The sequence below is a fragment of the Vibrio sp. 1CM23M genome (genome assembly GCF_023161755.1).
In the GTDB taxonomy this organism is placed as follows: Bacteria; Pseudomonadota; Gammaproteobacteria; order Enterobacterales; family Vibrionaceae; genus Vibrio; species Vibrio coralliirubri.
Genome location: NZ_JALNTR010000002.1, coordinates 610,381 through 627,040, shown reverse-complemented (window position 1 = coordinate 627,040; position 16,660 = coordinate 610,381). Strand labels below are relative to the sequence as shown.

At 44.7% G+C, this 16,660-nt stretch carries 15 protein-coding genes; 9 read left to right on the top strand and 6 right to left on the bottom strand.

Annotated features, from left to right (window positions below; all coding sequences use genetic code 11):
• The first annotated feature begins 47 nt into the window (after positions 1-47).
• Both MSG35_RS08200 and MSG35_RS08195 read left to right on the top strand, forming a co-directional pair.
• On the top strand, positions 48-1,190 hold the full coding sequence (locus MSG35_RS08200) for an MFS transporter (RefSeq protein WP_248383654.1): 1,143 nt from the start codon (positions 48-50) through the stop codon (positions 1,188-1,190).
• Positions 1,191-1,455: 265 nt separating this feature from the next.
• Positions 1,456-1,794: a cytosolic protein gene (locus MSG35_RS08195; RefSeq protein ID WP_248383653.1), complete on the top strand. Its 339-nt coding sequence runs from the start codon at positions 1,456-1,458 to the stop codon at positions 1,792-1,794.
• 96 nt (positions 1,795-1,890) lie between these two features.
• On the opposite strand, the gene MSG35_RS08190 is transcribed toward MSG35_RS08195, so the two are convergent.
• Positions 1,891-3,399: a DUF3360 domain-containing protein gene (locus MSG35_RS08190; RefSeq protein WP_248383652.1), complete on the bottom strand. Its 1,509-nt coding sequence runs from the start codon at positions 3,397-3,399 to the stop codon at positions 1,891-1,893.
• A gap of 535 nt (positions 3,400-3,934) precedes the next feature.
• Between MSG35_RS08190 and MSG35_RS08185 the strand changes: the two genes are divergently transcribed.
• The 3 genes from MSG35_RS08185 (at position 3,935) to MSG35_RS08175 (ending at position 5,965) form a co-directional block, all read left to right on the top strand.
• Entirely contained in the window at positions 3,935-4,807 is an 873-nt protein-coding gene (locus tag MSG35_RS08185) for a patatin-like phospholipase family protein (RefSeq protein WP_248383651.1), read from the top strand.
• 35 nt (positions 4,808-4,842) lie between these two features.
• Positions 4,843-5,199: a hypothetical protein gene (locus MSG35_RS08180; protein WP_050634533.1), complete on the top strand. Its 357-nt coding sequence runs from the start codon at positions 4,843-4,845 to the stop codon at positions 5,197-5,199.
• A 139-nt stretch (positions 5,200-5,338) separates the two neighbouring features.
• On the top strand, positions 5,339-5,965 hold the full coding sequence (locus tag MSG35_RS08175; RefSeq protein ID WP_172380260.1) for a type II secretion system protein: 627 nt from the start codon (positions 5,339-5,341) through the stop codon (positions 5,963-5,965).
• 11 nt (positions 5,966-5,976) lie between these two features.
• Here the strand turns inward: MSG35_RS08175 and MSG35_RS08170 are convergent, their stop codons facing one another.
• Positions 5,977-6,432 (bottom strand): Lrp/AsnC family transcriptional regulator, encoded by a 456-nt coding sequence (locus tag MSG35_RS08170; RefSeq protein WP_050634531.1) that lies wholly within the window; start codon positions 6,430-6,432, stop codon positions 5,977-5,979.
• A gap of 142 nt (positions 6,433-6,574) precedes the next feature.
• Between MSG35_RS08170 and MSG35_RS08165 the strand changes: the two genes are divergently transcribed.
• Positions 6,575-8,386 carry a PLP-dependent transferase gene (locus MSG35_RS08165; RefSeq protein WP_248383650.1) on the top strand — a complete coding sequence of 604 codons (1,812 nt, stop codon included), beginning with the start codon at positions 6,575-6,577 and terminating at the stop codon, positions 8,384-8,386.
• A gap of 137 nt (positions 8,387-8,523) precedes the next feature.
• Here MSG35_RS08165 and MSG35_RS08160 read toward each other — a convergent pair whose 3' ends face one another.
• Positions 8,524-8,766: a hypothetical protein gene (locus MSG35_RS08160; protein ID WP_193840111.1), complete on the bottom strand. Its 243-nt coding sequence runs from the start codon at positions 8,764-8,766 to the stop codon at positions 8,524-8,526.
• A 406-nt stretch (positions 8,767-9,172) separates the two neighbouring features.
• On the opposite strand from MSG35_RS08160, the gene MSG35_RS08155 reads away from it, so the two are divergent.
• Both MSG35_RS08155 and MSG35_RS08150 read left to right on the top strand, forming a co-directional pair.
• The gene (locus MSG35_RS08155) at positions 9,173-10,222 is read left to right on the top strand and encodes an HlyD family secretion protein (protein ID WP_050650111.1); all 1,050 of its coding nucleotides are present in this window, start codon (positions 9,173-9,175) and stop codon (positions 10,220-10,222) included.
• Positions 10,223-10,234: 12 nt separating this feature from the next.
• Positions 10,235-11,257: a DUF2955 domain-containing protein gene (locus MSG35_RS08150; RefSeq protein WP_248383649.1), complete on the top strand. Its 1,023-nt coding sequence runs from the start codon at positions 10,235-10,237 to the stop codon at positions 11,255-11,257.
• Between the two features lie 152 nt (positions 11,258-11,409).
• On the opposite strand, the gene MSG35_RS08145 is transcribed toward MSG35_RS08150, so the two are convergent.
• Entirely contained in the window at positions 11,410-13,467 is a 2,058-nt protein-coding gene (locus MSG35_RS08145) for an FUSC family protein (RefSeq protein WP_248383648.1), read from the bottom strand.
• 393 nt (positions 13,468-13,860) lie between these two features.
• Here MSG35_RS08145 and MSG35_RS08140 point away from each other — a divergent pair, with 393 nt between their 5' ends.
• Complete coding sequence (locus tag MSG35_RS08140) at positions 13,861-15,060, top strand: hypothetical protein (protein ID WP_248383647.1); 1,200 nt, start codon at positions 13,861-13,863, stop codon at positions 15,058-15,060.
• Positions 15,061-15,135: 75 nt separating this feature from the next.
• Here the strand turns inward: MSG35_RS08140 and MSG35_RS08135 are convergent, their stop codons facing one another.
• Together MSG35_RS08135 and MSG35_RS08130 are read right to left on the bottom strand one after the other, a co-directional pair.
• On the bottom strand, positions 15,136-15,861 hold the full coding sequence (locus MSG35_RS08135; protein WP_248383646.1) for a metallophosphoesterase: 726 nt from the start codon (positions 15,859-15,861) through the stop codon (positions 15,136-15,138).
• 79 nt (positions 15,862-15,940) lie between these two features.
• A complete protein-coding gene (locus MSG35_RS08130) occupies positions 15,941-16,435 on the bottom strand; it encodes a YcxB family protein (protein ID WP_248383645.1) in 495 nt (164 codons plus the stop codon).
• Positions 16,436-16,660 lie beyond the last annotated feature (225 nt).

Below are 16,660 nucleotides of genomic sequence, written 5' to 3'. Positions count from 1 at the left end.
AAATGACTCTCTGGCTTAGACTTTTAACATCGCGGAGCTCATTCGCGATGTTGGTTATTATCGCTATCGCGTCAGTGATAGCGAATACTGGATGGCGAGTTGTGATGAATAACTTCGCTGTCGATACTGTTGGTATGACCGGCGCTGATGTGGGGGTATTGCAGAGTGTTAGGGAGATCCCAGGCTTACTCTCATTTACTGTTTTGTTTCTGTTGTTTATCGCTTCAGAACAAAGAGTCGCGGTACTGTCGGTTGCAACATTAGGGCTAGGTGTTGCAATGACGGGGTATTTGCCTTCGATTTATGGCTTCTATTTCAGCACGACGATCATGTCTATTGGTTTCCATTATTTAGAGGCGGTGAACAAATCACTCTCAACACAATTGTTAGAGATCGAGAACTTTAGTGAATCAATGGGGAAAATCCGCTCTGCCGCCTCTTTTTTCTCGATGGTGACTTTTCTAGGCATTATGGTCGCGAGCTATCTGTTTGATGTTTCAGATAAGGCTATTTTCTTTAGTTGTGGAGCAATATGTTTCTGGCTTGCGGTCTATTTGGTTACGTTCCAAGATACTCACACAGAGGTTAAGCAACACACCAAACTCATTGTCCGACGTGAATACACGACCTATTACATTCTTACTTTTTTGAGTGGGGCAAGAAGACAGATCTTTGTGGCATTTGCTGGCTTACTGATGGTGACAAAGTTTCATTATACGATTGCGATGATGGCTGCTCTGTTTATGGTCTCCAGCTTAGCTGCGACGCTTGCTCTACCGTATGTTGGGAGATTTATCGATCGAGTAGGAGAAAGGCTCGCTTTGATCATTGAGTATGCCGCGTTAGTGCTGGTGTTCCTATCTTACGCATTTGTGGATGATCATTATGCGGCAGCAGGGTTGTATGTTATCGACAGTATCATTTTTAGCTTTGCTTTAGCTTTAAACACCTACTTTAAAAAGACAATTAGGGAAGATGAAGTGGCTTCAACGGCGAGTTTGTCATTCACTATCAACCATATTGCAGCGGTGTTCCTACCATTTTTGTTGGGAATAATCTGGATGTCTGGTTATCAATGGGTGTTTGTTACAGGAGCAGTGATTGCTTTGATTAGCCTGCTTGTGTCGTTGACTATGGGCACGCAGCTTCATCAGCGGATTAATGGATTCGATAGGCTACAGAAACAATAGCGACACTCATTTATCTCACTGATCATTACTCATTGTTAGCACAACTCAGCAATTCAACATTACGCAGGTGAAAGCGGTGAAGCCAGTGAAGTAGGGTGCTGTCGTTGTTAAAGGATAACGGTAACGGTTCGATAGAAAAACGAAAGCCTCGCGATTGCGGGGCCTTCTTGTGTTCCTAGTGAAACTCAATTTCTCCCACGCTCTACACTTGATAGTGATAGAATCCCCGCATCAGAACTATCGAGAATCTAGGTATTTATAAACAATGTTTATCCATCATGTGAACGGCATCGACTGGCTGGTGATTACAGCTTTTGAAGAACTGAAACCGATGTTTATCGAAGATGCTGGTCCTATCCCGTCTTACTTCTCTATTAGCAGTGAATTAAGCCTGATTGATCAAGCTAAGCGCAGCTGTGGGTTTTTACCGACACTCCGTGGCGTCATCACTGATACTGGCACGTACCAATGCAAAGATCTTGAAGAAGATTTGAACCCGCAGCTTGCGTGTATCGTTGAAGGGCGTGGGCGCGTTTTCATCTATCACGGCGACTACGTGGCTTTTGTCGATGACGAACAAACCTTCATTACCCGAATAAATTAAAGCCAGTGAAGTAAGGCTATTAACCCTTGATAGAAAAACTAAGGCCTCGCATGTATGAGGCCTTTGTATTTCTATTGAAGTTAACGATTATCTAGCTTAACGAAAGCTTGGGATAATCGCTGGAATCCCTGGCAGAAGGCCAACCAACGCCATGACACTTGTTAGCACAATAAACATAATGCCTGGCAATACCCAACGGCTCATCTTGCTCAGTTCGCTACTACGTTCTTTACAACCAACTAAGCCTAAGTTGTCCAACAGCATGGTGAGAGCCCAACCAAATGCAGGGTTAACGAGCGCTGAAGAAAATACAACAATCGCTGCCGACTGTGTGGTTTTTCCTTCACGCGTCATTTCCATTCCCGCTTCTAGCAGTGGCACAAATACCCCAACAATTAGCGCAACACATAGTACAGGTTGCCAGATAGCTAAATCCATCGGGTAACCCCAAACTGCGGCGATAATACAGAACAAAGCCGTGAGTAACGCGCCCGCAGGAATAGGACGTTTAGCAATCGCTGCTGGTACGATGTAAGTACCCCATGAAGACGTGAAGTTAGTACCACCAAGCAGAGAACCAAACGTTTGACGAATAGACGCTGTAGTCATGGTGTCGTCAATGTTCATGTGTACTTTTTCGGTACGTTCTGGGTAGCTGATCTTTTGGAATACTTGATGCCCTAAGAAATCTGGAGACCACATAGCGACAGCCAAAATTGCAAACGGCAATACCACCATGAAGTGTTCAATCGTCGGTAGACCTAGCATCCAACCTGTATCTTCTCCCCACCAATACATAGGGTTCATGTTAGGTAAGCCTGGCTCAGTGTGGAAAGCGAATGGCGCACCCATGGCAAATGCAATCGTACCACCCAGCAAGCAGCTAAGAGGCACAGCTAACCAACGCTTACGGAAGTGTTCCAATAGCGCGTACAGAATAATGGTGCAGAAGATCACGACAAAAGCGATGTGGCTCATGCCGATGCCTTCAGCCCAAGCGAACAGTTTTTTTACCTGAGAAGCGGTTCCTACAAAGCCAAGGTAGAGTAGCAAGCCACCACAAACGCCTTTACTGGTGAGGTTGGCTAACATACTGCCACCTTTACTGATGGCTAAGAGTAAGCCAAAAGCGCCAATCAACAGGCCAAACGCCATAGGATGGCCACCTGCTGCAACTACAATCGGAATCAACGGGATAAGTGGGCCGTGTGTCCCTGCGAGGTTTGCAGTCGGCAATAGAAAACCAGAGAAAAGGATGATGAAAACAGAGGCGATGAGGAGTTCGTAACGGACGTTTTCTAGAACAAAATCTTCATTTAACCCTAGAGCTCCAGCAAAGGTGGCTGCAATAGCGCCCACCATAACCACTTTGCCAATGGTCGCGGCCATCGCTGGGATGGTGTCTTCTATCTCAAATCGATAGTCTTTAAACGGCAAATTTGGACGCCAGCGCTTAGGCGACATGATTTGCAATTCGTGCTCTAGATACTGTTCTCGGGATTCAAACTCTGAGCTTGGCTTATGTTGTTGTTCATAGCTGAGTTCATCCTCATTGGCTTGAGGCTTCTCTGTTTGTATATGTGCGGACTCTAAAGTAGTGCTCATTTTGATTCCTTTCGTTCACACTCTGAGGTGTGTTATTCCAACAAACGTTGTTTACTCACGCAGAAGTGCAAACAATGCGTCAACTTATAATTAAAGATTCATTAACATTTAGTTGTTAGTACCTTATACCAAACCAAAAAAAACAAATAGACTCAGTCGGTTAGACATTAGTCGTAGAGCAAGCCGACTAGTATTAGACTCGGTAGATAGTATGTGTCTGTTTATTTGTAGGTGATGAGCTTTTTTGGTAATAAACGAATATCTAACAAGAAATGCTTAGTACTAAAGCGCCAGATAACGTCCACCGATGAGTGCTTTCTGACGTTTTGGAGGGTGGATGGTGAAACACCCTTCAACGTTGTTCAGTCGTCTGAGACCAAGGTATACGCTACAAGATAATTTTTACTATCCCAAAATGAAGATGTTCACCAGCGACTTTAAGCCTTTTCAAAGCATTACACTGCGTACAGTTATACGAGGTGATATAATTTTTGCCTAAAGCTTTGAAGAGCTAATGAATTAAAGGATTGATACGATGGCAAAAACGATCTCATTGGTACTCGGTAGTGGTGGCGCAAGAGGCTTGGTTCACGTTGGAGTGATCCGTTGGTTAATTGAGCATGGCTATCAGATCAAATCCATCTCTGGCTGTTCAATTGGCGCACTTATCGGTGGTGTTTACGCTGCGGGCAAGTTGGATGAATTTGAAGAGTGGGTCACCAGTATCGACCAAGGGGACATGGCGATGTTGTTGGACTTTTCATGGCAGTCGAGTGGTATGTTCAAAGGCGACAAGATCATCGACACACTGCGTGGACTTATCGGCGAAATTTCAATTGAAGATCTGCCTATCCCTTATACCGCCGTTGCCGCTAACGTTGCCGATGAAAAAGAGGTTTGGCTGCAATCAGGTTCTCTGTTTGATGCCATTCGTGCCTCTATCTCTTTGCCACTTTTCTTTACTCCTCATGTCGTCAATGGCGAAGAACTCATTGATGGCGGAGTGCTCAATCCCGTACCGATTGCGCCTACCTTCGGAGACAACACAGACTTTACACTGGCGGTGAACTTAGGGGGTGAACCTGAAATGCTTCAACAGGAAGTGATACCTGTTTGCCTGCCAACGAAAGAGAGTAACTTGCACGAGAAGGTTGTTCATTTTATCGATAATCTAGGCAGCAGTGTAAAAAGTAAAATGAGCTTCAATTTTGCGGCCTACGACATTGCTAACCAAGCGTTTGATGCAATGCAATCGACCATTGCTCGCCAAAAACTGGCCGCTTATCCCGCCGATATTACGCTCGAACTCCCACGCAATGCTTGTGGCACTTTAGAGTTTGATCGTTCACAAGAGATGATAGACAGAGGCTACCATTTGGCACTGGCTAAACTGGGTAACCGACTTTAATGTGATAGGTCACTGACTCGACGAAGAGAGTATTTATGGAAACGGAACTCAAACAACTTGAACTCAACGATCTGGTGGCCACAAAAGATGTCATCGTGCTCACAAGCATAGAAGATCAGGCTATCTCTTGGCTAACAAGTTACTATCAAAAAAACGCTGATATTCAGATTATCGAGAACGCACACCAGCTAGATACTGAAGTGACTTTGACGCAATGCCGAAGCGGCCTTCATGACGGTAAAAAGGTGATACTCACCGCGCAGTTTCGCAGTCAACTTCCTATCATCAATATCGCGTCACTGTGTAATGAGCAGCGCAAATCATTGATCAATATTGAGCTATCGGGTTGGGATGAAGAAAAACGCCTCCCTCAGTCGTATAGTAGTTTCTAGTTTCTAGTTTCTAGTTTCTAGTGGCTTCTGTGTTGGTAGTCCAGTGCTTTATCTAGACCAATTTTAAGGCTAGAGCCACTTCCCAAGGCTAGAGCAACCATTACGTTATAAGAACTTTTAGATGAGAGATAGGAAAGCCATGTTGAAATTGTTGCGCCAGGTGAAAAAGTGGAAACTTGCGTCGCTTAGTTTGATCATTCTCATTGCCACTTTTTTTATCTACAACCAGTTCGGGAACCGTATGTCCCGTGTCGACGAGGCAAAATTTCTAATCGGTCAACTTAATGCTGTTTTGGATGCTGCTGAGCAATATTCTCGTGATAACGGCTCTCTGCCTCCTATTACTTCCGATACCGATACGAACTTCGGCTACTTAAACATCAATCACTTAATTGAAAATCCGGGCTTATCAACATGGCAAGGACCATACCTACCTTATGAGGATACATGGATAGGAGGTGATCAGTACATTGATCACCCAGATTACATAGCAACGCAATTACTGCTTAAGGAAAAGGGTAGTCAATGGGCACGAGGAAGCTCCGAGACAGGTTGTGAATCGTCGTCATCAACTTGTTCTCTTGCGGCTTGTATCTGGTTAGTACCAACAAAAGTGGCACAAGAAATTAATCAGATTGTCGATGGCAATACGAGTCTCGAAAGTTCTAATACGACCGGAAAAGTACGTTACGACAAAGCCTTTGGTGGCGCGCTTGTTTGTATAATCGGAGATGACTATCCAATGCCTTCTGAACCGTTAAACTAAGTCGTTTCTAATTACCTTACTGGCAACTTGGTCTTAGTTTTTACCTGACCAAATGCGAAGCTGGATTCTATAGACGCGATATTGGGCAGGCGGGTTAACTGTTTGCGGATAAATTGCTCGTAGCTTTTGAGTGACTCGCTCACTACATGCAATAGGTAGTCGTGATTGCCTGTCATCAGAAAGCACTCTAACACTTCATCAATCACTTCAATGTGCTGTTCAAAGTCGCGCATGTTCTCTTCAGTCGGCTTTTCAAGTTTCACCAACACAAACACATTCACAGGTAAGCCACACGCTTCTTGATCTACGCTAGCGTGATAGCCACGAATGATCCCTTGTTTCTCCAGTGCTCGAACTCGGCGTAAGCAAGGAGAGGGTGACAACGCTACGCGGTCGGCCAACTCTTGATTGGTCAGGCGAGCGTTGTTTTGCAGTTCAGCCAGTATTTTCTTGTCGATCTCATCCATTAGCATATTCCATCAATATTGAAGTTTATTTGGCAATATTATTGCTCAAAGTGTATGTCTTACTTCGCAAATAGCAATTTTTAACATCGGTACAAAACTAAAATTAAAGGAGGAACAACAAGCATGGAATGACTTAGGAATTATGAATACTTCAACTCAACTTAGCCCGCTACGTAAAACCACCAAACACGAACAAGCAGAAGCCCTTGCCATTGAGCAAGCAAAGCATTTTGGTATCGACCCAAACAGTGATTACGGCATCACGCTGATTGAGCTGGCAACGACACTGTACAAAGCCAATACTAAGACTCACGACCTTTGGGCTTTGACCGTTGACGGGCTTTCAGAGCTCGACAAGAGTGACCGTATCGCTTGGTTTAACGCCAAACGCTTTTTGTCATTCCAGATCGCTAAGATCCTCGATAATCTACAAAACCCGATGCGTGCCACTTACCAATCCATTGCGACTAACAATGGTAATTTTGCATCCAAAGGTGCGTATCCAATCTTCGATAATGTGGCTGCTATTTTCTCTGCCAGCCCTGTCATTACAAGAACCGCGACCTATTTGTTTGCCTGTACAGAATGGATTGAAGATGCGTTTAACGGTAAAGAGCCACTGCACGATATCTACTCTCGACTGCTAAACCCAACCTCAATCTCACTGGCTAACCACATGGTTGACCTAGAGGCTGGCTCTAGAGCCAATGAGTACCTCGCATGGAACTTTAACTCGGGTATGGCGGCCATTGATGGGTTGTTGAGCCATTTACTTGGGCATGAAGACATTGTGTTGGCCTCGCGCAATATCTACGGCGGTTCCTACCAACTGTTGGAAGATTGGTTTGGAAAACCTTCGAATCTGAATGTCGCGGTAGAGTGGGTGGATGGTTACTCCGGAGATGAGTTTGCGACTCGCCTTGATGAAGTTGCTGACAAATACGCTGGTCGCCTCGCTGCGGGTAAGAAAATCTACGTTTACCTTGAATCACCGTGTAACCCGCATGGATATGTTTTAGATGTCGCCAGTATCAGTAAAGCTGGTCACTCTCGTGGTTGGGATGTGATTGTCGACTCAACAGTAGGCACACCATTGCTTCATCCTGTACTCAAACGTGATGATGTGATGGAAAGACCAGATTATGTGATTCACTCCTACACCAAAGAGCTAGCGGGTTCAGGCACCACAACGGCTGGCGTAGTCATTGGTCGTAATGAAACTATGTTTGTGCCAAAAGGAGAAGAGGTAACGTTCACCAAACCAAACGGCAATGAAACCACAATCCCATGGAACGAAACCCTGTTTTGGAATGTGTATTACATTAAAGGCGCATTCTTAGATGCAGACAAAGCGTTTGAAGTGCTCAATGGCATGAAAACCTATGAGATGCGTGTGGTGCAGAAAACCATCAACACGCTGACTCTTGCGAAGATCTTCGATGCTCACCCAGACATCAATGTGTCGTGTCCAGCTCTGCCAGATAGTGATAACTATGAACACTGCCAGAACAACATGTACTTGGGGCTACCAGCGGCTCTTTTCACAATCGATATGGAAGGTAACGGCGAGCGTGCGCCTATTAATAGAGATGGATTCAAACAGTTCTTCGACATGCTTGAACCAGCAATCGGTATGCAAGTGAGCCTTGGGCAAACCAACACGGTCGCGTTATGTCCGGCACTGACTACGCACTCAGAACTGAGCGACGATGCGCTCAATGAAGCAGGCATCAAACCGACCACAATGCGTATTTCTATCGGCTTAGAAGATCCCCGCATGTTCATTGCTCATATTATCGAGGCAGCCAAGTTATCGATTGACCGTAAACACGCCGACTTCTCATCTAGCTTCCCGAGTGGTGACAATATCGATGAAATCTATATGCAAACTTATATGGATGTACACCAGAGGTTTGTAAAGAGCTTGCCGAAGTTCAGTCAGCTGAGTCAGTAACTTAGCTCAGTAAGGAAAGTTAACAAGATTAGTCAGTAAAAAGCAGTCAATAAAAAAGCACCCTGCTGACTCAGTAGTCGGTAGGGTGCTTTCTCGATATAGAACCAAGTGACAATATTGGTTTACCAAGTTACTTACTATTTAGGCTGGTGGCCTGTCTTTTTCGCAAGCTCTTGCATAGCTTCGGCAAACGTAGTTGTTCCGCCTTTCGCTTTAACCTGAACCACCTTATATCCTTGGCTTTCCAGCGCTTGGCGCTCTTCTAAAACGGCTTTATCGTCTGGCAGACTGCCCTGTACAGGCTGATGAATGTAACACCCCTCAAGTTGACCATCTTCGACCAGTTGGTGGTGTTTCAGTGCATTGATATCAAAATTCATAGTCAGTCTTTTCGTTTAAATGGAGAGTCTCTGTGGCAAAGGCCGTAAGTCTTTATAATTGATTGTTTGTACCATACGGCATTTTAACCATAAGAAGCTAGTTCAAATTCAATAATCTAATGGAATGTAACTGGGTCCGGTTTACATCTTCAATCTCTTATTGATTGTAGGGAAGGCAAGGGGAGGAACTGAATGCGAACATTTTAATACATCCAAATCTGACCTTTTCGCTCAACCATTGAGCGAAATCGGTACAAATCATCAACCTTTCCAAATATGGAATCCACACTTCTCTTATTGGTTCTTTTTTCCAATTGTGAATGGTTATAACCTAGTTTTCGTAGAAAAGAGAATCGAATAAGCCGTGAGCGCGGCGCGTCATAATGAATGAAAACTAGGCACAAGCATGAACGAAAATTTTTATAGATACGCGATTTACACTGTTTTTTCAGCGGCAGCATTGTTCTCCGCTTTTTTAGTCACCTCAGATAATGTTTCCCCTTTTACCACTCAAGCGACTTTGTATCGCAACGTGGCGACCATCGCGCCAGAAGTGTCCGGTGTAATTACTGACGTCATGGTTAGTAATGGCGAGTTGGTTGAAAAAGGTCAGCCATTATTTGCTATCGATGCCAGCAGCTACCAATTGAAAGTGGCACAAGCGAAAGCTGAACTGCATCAAGCGCGTGACTCTGATTCAGCTAAATGGCAGCAATTAGCAGCAGCGAAACAAACTCAAAGCCAACGAGAATTCGAATACCACAACGCGAAACAGAAACTCGCACGTAACCAAAAACTGCGTAACAAAGGGCTCGCGACGGAACAAGATCTTGATGACGCAATCACCAATACACAAGTTGCGAGTAGTGCGGTTGAAGCTGCGAACGCGGAAGTGAAACGCATTGAAGTTGAGTTATCGACCCAAGACCGCACAGCGGCCATTGAATTGGCAGAAGCAAAACTCGCCAGTGCGGAACTGGATTTAGACCACACTCAAGTCGTCGCGCAAACGGAAGGTGTCGTGACCAACTTACAATTGCAATCGGGCAGTTATATCACTCAAGGTACTTCATCATTACTGCTGGTGGATGAAGCTCATGCGTGGATCAGTGCAGACTTCAATGAGAAAGGCATTGATAAGCTAACTAATGGCCGCGAAGTTTTGGTCTCTTTTGATGCGCTACCGGGCAAAGTCTTTACGGGTGAAGTGAGTAGCCAAGAGCGTGCGATTTACGACACCAATAACGCCAATGGCAAACTGTCTAGTGTGACCAATGATACGCGTTGGATCCGTGAGCAACAGAAAGTACGTACCCGCATTACCGTTAATGAATTGGATCCTTCGATGATCTCAGGTTCACGCGCGAGTGTGATTGTTGAAAGCGGTAATCCAATAATGCACGTTATTGGCTCTGCTTGGATTCACTTGGTTTCAACATTTCGCTACATCTACTAGTAGGAGATGACGATGTGGACATTCGAAAACACTGCACAGGGTCATTCTCAACGTAATGAAGCGCTGCGTGTCGCACTTACTGTGACGATTTGTATGGTGTTGGGAAAGCTACTAAACCTAGACTCTCCCGTTTATCTGGCGTTGTATCCAACCATCATTATGACCAAGAACAAAGATTACTCTTGGCTTGGCTTGATCCGTACCTTGGCACCCACTTTATTGGCAGCAAGTACAGCGTTGGTGGTGACTGAGGTATTTTCACAGCATCCGTTTGTGGTGTGGACCATTAGTCTGTTCTTCTTCGACTTTATGCGTCGTCGAGCCACTACGCCAGCGAAGAAAGGTAAAATGTTGATGCCAACCTTCAACTGGATTTTGATTGTGGTGTTTGCTCAGCACACCACCATGGATATGCCGATGCGCATTCATGAAATTTTGGTATCCATGTTGATTACCATGGTAGTAGCAAAAACCATGGTGGCTCTGTTCCCTGTTGAGCAAGGAAGCAAGCCTCCTATATTTAAAGACCAGGCAGTCACATTTGAGAGCAGAGCAATTTCACTCGCTTTGATTGGTCTCGGTTTGGCATTCTTGATGATCGTTGACATCATCTCAGCAACGTTCTGCATGGTGCCAGTGATTGCTGCTGCAACCCAAACCACGCACAACAGCTTTATTGACGTGGTTGACCGCCGTTTTCAAACTCAAGTAGGCGGCTGTGCAGTAGCCGTGGTGTTCACTTTGTTGATGGCAGGACATCAGTCTACATTCGGTTACTACACCATAGTGTTGGGTTTCTTTGCCTTTATGATCACCGCATCAATGGCCAAAGCGAAAGGTTCAGCCAGAGACGTTCATGCCGATGCGTTATTAGCGACCATGCTGCCTATTCAGTTGTACATGACCAGTAGCAATTTAGGGTTGGAAAGTACCTTCCTACGCGCTTGGGAGCTGGCTGTGACTTTGTTTGTACTGTGGGCTTTGTGTCATTTTGTTCGTAAGCCTAATGGTGAAGAGCCGGCACTCGTTCGCTAATAATCAAATCCGGCCAACCGATTATGGTCTGATTTGATTGCGCCTTTCATAAAATTAAAAAATGCTTTTATTCTGGCTGAATCTTCTAAATCTTTATGAGTCATCATCCATAGGTCTGTGTTTTGATGCCTAGATCATTCGTTTTCAAACTTTCAGTTTTCGAGCTCTTCGTTTTCGAGATTGCGCCGAACTAAATCGTGCATTTGTTTTACTGTCATCAGTGCTAACCAGATGATTTCTTCTACTGAACGTTGCCCAGCTGCAGACATTGGGTGGTCGGCGTCAGTTTGATTGGTGAGCGCGGGCAGCTCATGGACGCGGTTATCACGAATGGTATTGATCAACGCATCCATCGCATCATGAATCAAACTTTCGACTTGTTGCGAGCCTTGGTATTGGGTGCCTTTTCTTACAAGTGGAATCAGCAAGCAGAGGTAATGGCTTAACAATCGATAGTGACTCAGCATATCTTCATAATAGTGAGGGTCGGCGCGAGTGTGTTTTGGTTCTTGCTGCATCTCATTGTAAATCAGCTCAAGGTCGCTTTCAGCGGTTAGCATGGCGGCACGTTGCTTGGTTAGTTCAACGTGGTCATGTTGTTCTACATCGATTTGAAGTTGTTCATAGCAATACAGGAACAAGCTTTTCGAACGGTTCAGTGCTTTTAGCGCTTGATTATGTATCTCTCTGCCTCGCCATTGAGGCCATAGCAAACCATAGCCTAATAGAACTATCGCGCCGCCAATGACATTATCGATCAAACGTGGCGCGGCGAAATCGAGCCCTTGGTGTGCCATGGTTTGGTAAACCAAAATCAATAGCGCGGTAATACAACCAATAGCCAGTGAGTAGTGGCGCATAATATTAAGCATGGCAACGGGTAAGAGTATCGCGATCAGCACTATCATTGTGGTGGCTGATACACCGAGTTGAATCAAAGATGTCGCGAACAACACACCAGCAGCAGTACCTAAGCAGCGTTTCCAAGTTTTACTGCGTGTTGCCAAAAAGCTAGGCTGTATCACCATCAGCATTGAAATCAGCACCCAGTCAGGGCGAATTAATTCATAGTATTCTGCGATGCCGGCACCAAGGGAAAACATCAAACCGACTCGGGCAACGTGGCGCCAAATAGGGTTATCTCGTTTGGGTAGGCGAAATGATAATTCGAACGGTTGTACTTCAAATGACCGTTCATACGCGGGTTCACTCAATTCAATACGACGTGAGATGTGTTTTACGGCGAATGCCCAATAACGGAAGCGAGGCTGATCTTCTAGCTTCACCGCCTCAATCAAGTCATCAGCTTCTTGTTCTAACAAGCTCAAGTGCTGTATGTCTTCATTGGTGTTGTGCAGAAGTTGCTTGGCTTTATGTTTTAACCTTTGCTGGCAATGTTGGCTCCAAACTAGCAGTAAGTCACGGTTGTGTTTATTGGATTGAAATTGTTTTAACAGATCTGGATTGCTGGTGTGGCTGCTTATTACGACTTCAAATGTATCGATAGCGAGGAATAGTGCTTCCCGAAGCTTGTTAGCATCGTCATGTTTAGAGCGGAATGACTCAGACTGAAGAGCCTGTTGGAACAGTTCGATTAGCTGATACTTGATACGTCTTTTTGACGCTTCATTTTCCCCACCTAACAAGAACTCTTGGCGATATTGAATGTAGTCTGCCAATGCCTCGTAAATTGCTGCTAAGCACACACGTAACGCATAGTGCTTCCATAACGCAAACCAAAGCCAGCTAAACAGAGAAAAAGTAAGGGGGCCAAGTACCAGCATCGGGTACAAGCTTAACGCCGTGTTGGAGTTATGAAGCGACAGACTGACGACAGCAATCAGGAGGCTAGACATACCAAGCCTCGCCCAGAATGGACCGTTTACCGCCGCACTGGCTAGCAACGCACCCATTGCACCATAAGTCACCCATAAAGGCAGTCCGCTTTTCAGCAGAGCGTAACTGACGGCCAGAGTCATGCCCCAAGCGGTTGCGGTGATCGTAAAACGTGTCCATCTCCTTGGCCCGGCGGCGTCGAGGCCACTAATCAGAGCGGCTGGCATAGTCATCAGCGCGGTCATGGCGATAGTGGTTTGATTCGACAGCACCCCTAAACCGAGAAACAGCACAATGGCACTGGTGGCGCGAAGCCCAAGGTTAATAGAAGGGGAGTACCAGACTTTACGCAAAATGGCAGGAGAAAACGTCATAGACCCTCGTTATTTGTTTGAACTTAATGAGTGTAACGCCAAATCTGTTTCCGCGTTGTCTTCAATCACAGATTGATAAATTAAAGCACAACAAACCTTTAGGTGAAATTCGACTCACCACACCTTCCTAGCTTTTCCTACCTGAGTCAGTTGGCTCTATGCTCAAACAGAAGCTACATTTGATTTTATAGCTCAAACTTTTTAGTCACAGAAAAGACGGATATCGAACAATATGGTGGGCAATTATTGAGCACCCGAGAGGTAAAGATAAAGAGTCCGCCAATAAGTTTCGAGGCTCTTTTCGCTTTTTACAATCCTTCATTTCAGCCTCTTCTATGTGGACACAATCAACTAGCTAAATGATCTTAAATGGATGAACAAGGACAGTGAATCATGCCAGATAATTTGAACAATTCTTTGGAAATAACAGGTGACCCGATAGACGACAAACAACTTTTCTTTCTTAGGTTTTTTAGTGAAGTAAGTATCGATGACACAGTAAAAACACCTGAGCAAATCAGAAAAAATAGAAAGGTGCTGAACAAAGTCAGAAAAATAACGAATGAGGTGAAGGACCTCTCAAAGTCGAATGATAGCGATAATGGGCAAGCGGTAGGTGACACATCAAATGAGATCTTCGCTCAGGTAAACAGGACGGTTCAAGGCGTTCCTGGATTGGAGTTATTACCTTCAAACCTATTTACCGAGATGAAACCTTTGATTTTTGACTTAGTGAGCGATGTTTGGGAAGAATTTGCTCCTTTCATTAAAGACACCAAAGGGATAGTTCAAGGCGCATATAAAGGCGTGAAGGGCGTTTCCCTCTATAAGAAAGCGACCAAAGTGATATCGGTAGCGGATAGCCAAGGGCAGATGACGCTGAGAGTGGTGAGAAGAAAAATCAAAGCGACTGCCTTAGAGGACGGGTTATTGGAGTTTTCTTTTAATTCCGCAACGTTAGTGGTCAATATCGTTTCTTTGGGTACTGCCTCACCTGCGACAGCCATAGCAAGAGCGGCGAAATCAATTTGTCAGTGGTGCGTTAATTACATTTACAGAAAGATTACTATTGCCCGATACAAAGCTTTCCAAAAAGAATGCCTGAGAATGTATCTGAACAAGAGCACTATTACTGGCCTAGCTTGCTGTACGTTTTTCAACAAGAGCATCCAAGATATACCAGTTGTCGCGATGATGTGGATTTTACATCCTTTAGTCAGCTCTAAAGAAGAGGTGCTCATTGGCGTGTTGGATCTGCCAGCTTATAAGAAACGTTCGCTCATGAAAAAGCACATGAGAAAGCTCAAATATAAGTTTAAGAAAGAGCCCGATAAGTTTGCGACCTATGCACCAGGTAGTGAACTTGCAGGTAAGATTTACAAGTCTTACGAAAAAACCAGAAAGTTTGCCCGCAAATACATCACTAAATCGGGTATTGAATTCGTCACGATGGACACTATCTACGTGGCTTATTTAGCTCAAATTAAAGATGGTGTGAGTTATCTCAATACATCAAAAGATGAGTTCGACAAAGCGCTAAGCAAAAAAGACAAGTTGAAAGGTAAACTCAAAGAAGTAAAAGAATACTTGTAGCGGAGCACCAAGTTCGCGGAGTTTTAAGTTAGCAGCGCAGCAAGGTTAAAGCTAGCAATCTTAAAGCTAGCATCCTCAAAGGTAGATAGCTTGGTAGCCGATGGAATCAGTACAGAACGAGATTCGACTTAATCCTATCTTCTCGCTGCGATTGTATTCATTGATCGAGTGGTCAAAGCCATAGGCTGTCGACGGGGCCATATATTGAGTTATGCCTTGCTGTGTCGCTGTTATTCCATCATGGCCATGACCGCAGAACACGTCACGAACGCGATATTTTCGAAGCACTTTCATCACATCAGTATCGTTCTCTAGGCGGATCGCTTTCATCCAATCTGCACCGACTGGAATGACAGGGTGGTGAACAACCACGATAGGATCATTGGCCTTTCTCAATTGTTGTTTTAGCTGAGCCATGCCGCGGTTATCAATACGCCCTGAACCAAGTGGGTGGCGGCTGTCTAGCGGCTTGAAGCTTGAGTCTAGGAACACAAACTCTCGTTCACCGATGGTGGCTTTGTCGGTGACATAAATCGTCGAGCCTTTTAGCTCTGTGCGCATTAAGCGAGAGTCATCATGATTACCCGCAATCACGTAAATGGATTGGTCGCTAATGTGTTGCCTAATGAATGCCTCTAATCGAACGTAGTCGCCAGACTTTGGGTTACAACAAATATCACCAGTCAGAAAGATGGTCTTGCATGCCGTGTCTTTGTTGACGTATTCCAGTGCTCTGCGCAGGTTCTCATAGCTGGATTCATCGGAAAGGTGGCAATCACTGATTTGGTACACGGTATTCATTGTTATTGTCCGGTAATTCGATACGTAGAATTAAAAGTGATAGAAAAATGCCTGCTAAATCAGCAGGCATTTATTGGTGTTATTTCGCTTTTGATGCGGCGTGGTGTTCAATCATGAAGGCAATGGCTTCTTCGCTTAAACAAGATTTACTCACATATTGGCGCTGTTTACCGATATGCAGGATAAAACCAAGATTGGTCTGCTCTAGTTGGTCGATGTCACTCCACGCGATGGTGTTGGTCGCTTTGTGGTTTTTGTAACTCACTCCGTTAGCATCACCTTGAAAGACTATTTTGCTGCCTGCGCCTGAGCTGATCTTTTGTCGCCATAACCACCAGGTTCTTTTGCAGTACACACTGAATGCTTCAATCACACTCAAAACGATAAAGAACCAGCCAACATAGCCGTTAGGTAATAGTTCAAACTCCAGTAGAACCACACCAAAAATAAGAAACAGTATTCCTTTTAAGTAGGCTTTTGGAAATTGAGCCGGAAGGCTAGTTTGATCATAACACTCCGCGAAAAACGTCTTGTCGAGTTTGTATTCTGTAGTGAAACCGGGTTCTTTAGACATGTGAGGCTACTTTATGGTTCTCTGTGAATGGGCTGTCAGTGGGCTGTCAGTGGGCAGGTGTCCCACGCTGCAATTTTGCAACTTGATTATTGTATCGCTTCTCACTGTTTTTATTTAGATATTTTGGCTCTGTTTTGTAAATCGATGATACTTAACGGGTCTATTCTAACTTTAGCTATCAGACTAGTGTAGGGGCATCTTTAAAGTCACCTAAAAATTTGGTGA

What these genes read in the sequence shown, in the direction of transcription:
- MSG35_RS08135 (WP_248383646.1), bottom strand. Translation starts at nt 15,861, where the DNA reads ATGAATACCGTGTACCAAATCAGTGATTGCCACCTTTCCGATGAATCC.
- MSG35_RS08165 (WP_248383650.1), top strand. Translation starts at nt 6,575, where the DNA reads ATGAATACTTCAACTCAACTTAGCCCGCTACGTAAAACCACCAAACAC.
- MSG35_RS08180 (WP_050634533.1), top strand. Translation starts at nt 4,843, where the DNA reads ATGGAAACGGAACTCAAACAACTTGAACTCAACGATCTGGTGGCCACA.
- MSG35_RS08155 (WP_050650111.1), top strand. Translation starts at nt 9,173, where the DNA reads ATGAACGAAAATTTTTATAGATACGCGATTTACACTGTTTTTTCAGCG.
- MSG35_RS08200 (WP_248383654.1), top strand. Translation starts at nt 48, where the DNA reads ATGTTGGTTATTATCGCTATCGCGTCAGTGATAGCGAATACTGGATGG.
- MSG35_RS08175 (WP_172380260.1), top strand. Translation starts at nt 5,339, where the DNA reads ATGTTGAAATTGTTGCGCCAGGTGAAAAAGTGGAAACTTGCGTCGCTT.
- MSG35_RS08130 (WP_248383645.1), bottom strand. Translation starts at nt 16,435, where the DNA reads ATGTCTAAAGAACCCGGTTTCACTACAGAATACAAACTCGACAAGACG.
- MSG35_RS08145 (WP_248383648.1), bottom strand. Translation starts at nt 13,467, where the DNA reads ATGACGTTTTCTCCTGCCATTTTGCGTAAAGTCTGGTACTCCCCTTCT.
- MSG35_RS08140 (WP_248383647.1), top strand. Translation starts at nt 13,861, where the DNA reads ATGCCAGATAATTTGAACAATTCTTTGGAAATAACAGGTGACCCGATA.
- MSG35_RS08185 (WP_248383651.1), top strand. Translation starts at nt 3,935, where the DNA reads ATGGCAAAAACGATCTCATTGGTACTCGGTAGTGGTGGCGCAAGAGGC.
- MSG35_RS08150 (WP_248383649.1), top strand. Translation starts at nt 10,235, where the DNA reads ATGTGGACATTCGAAAACACTGCACAGGGTCATTCTCAACGTAATGAA.
- MSG35_RS08195 (WP_248383653.1), top strand. Translation starts at nt 1,456, where the DNA reads ATGTTTATCCATCATGTGAACGGCATCGACTGGCTGGTGATTACAGCT.
- MSG35_RS08160 (WP_193840111.1), bottom strand. Translation starts at nt 8,766, where the DNA reads ATGAATTTTGATATCAATGCACTGAAACACCACCAACTGGTCGAAGAT.
- MSG35_RS08170 (WP_050634531.1), bottom strand. Translation starts at nt 6,432, where the DNA reads ATGGATGAGATCGACAAGAAAATACTGGCTGAACTGCAAAACAACGCT.
- MSG35_RS08190 (WP_248383652.1), bottom strand. Translation starts at nt 3,399, where the DNA reads ATGAGCACTACTTTAGAGTCCGCACATATACAAACAGAGAAGCCTCAA.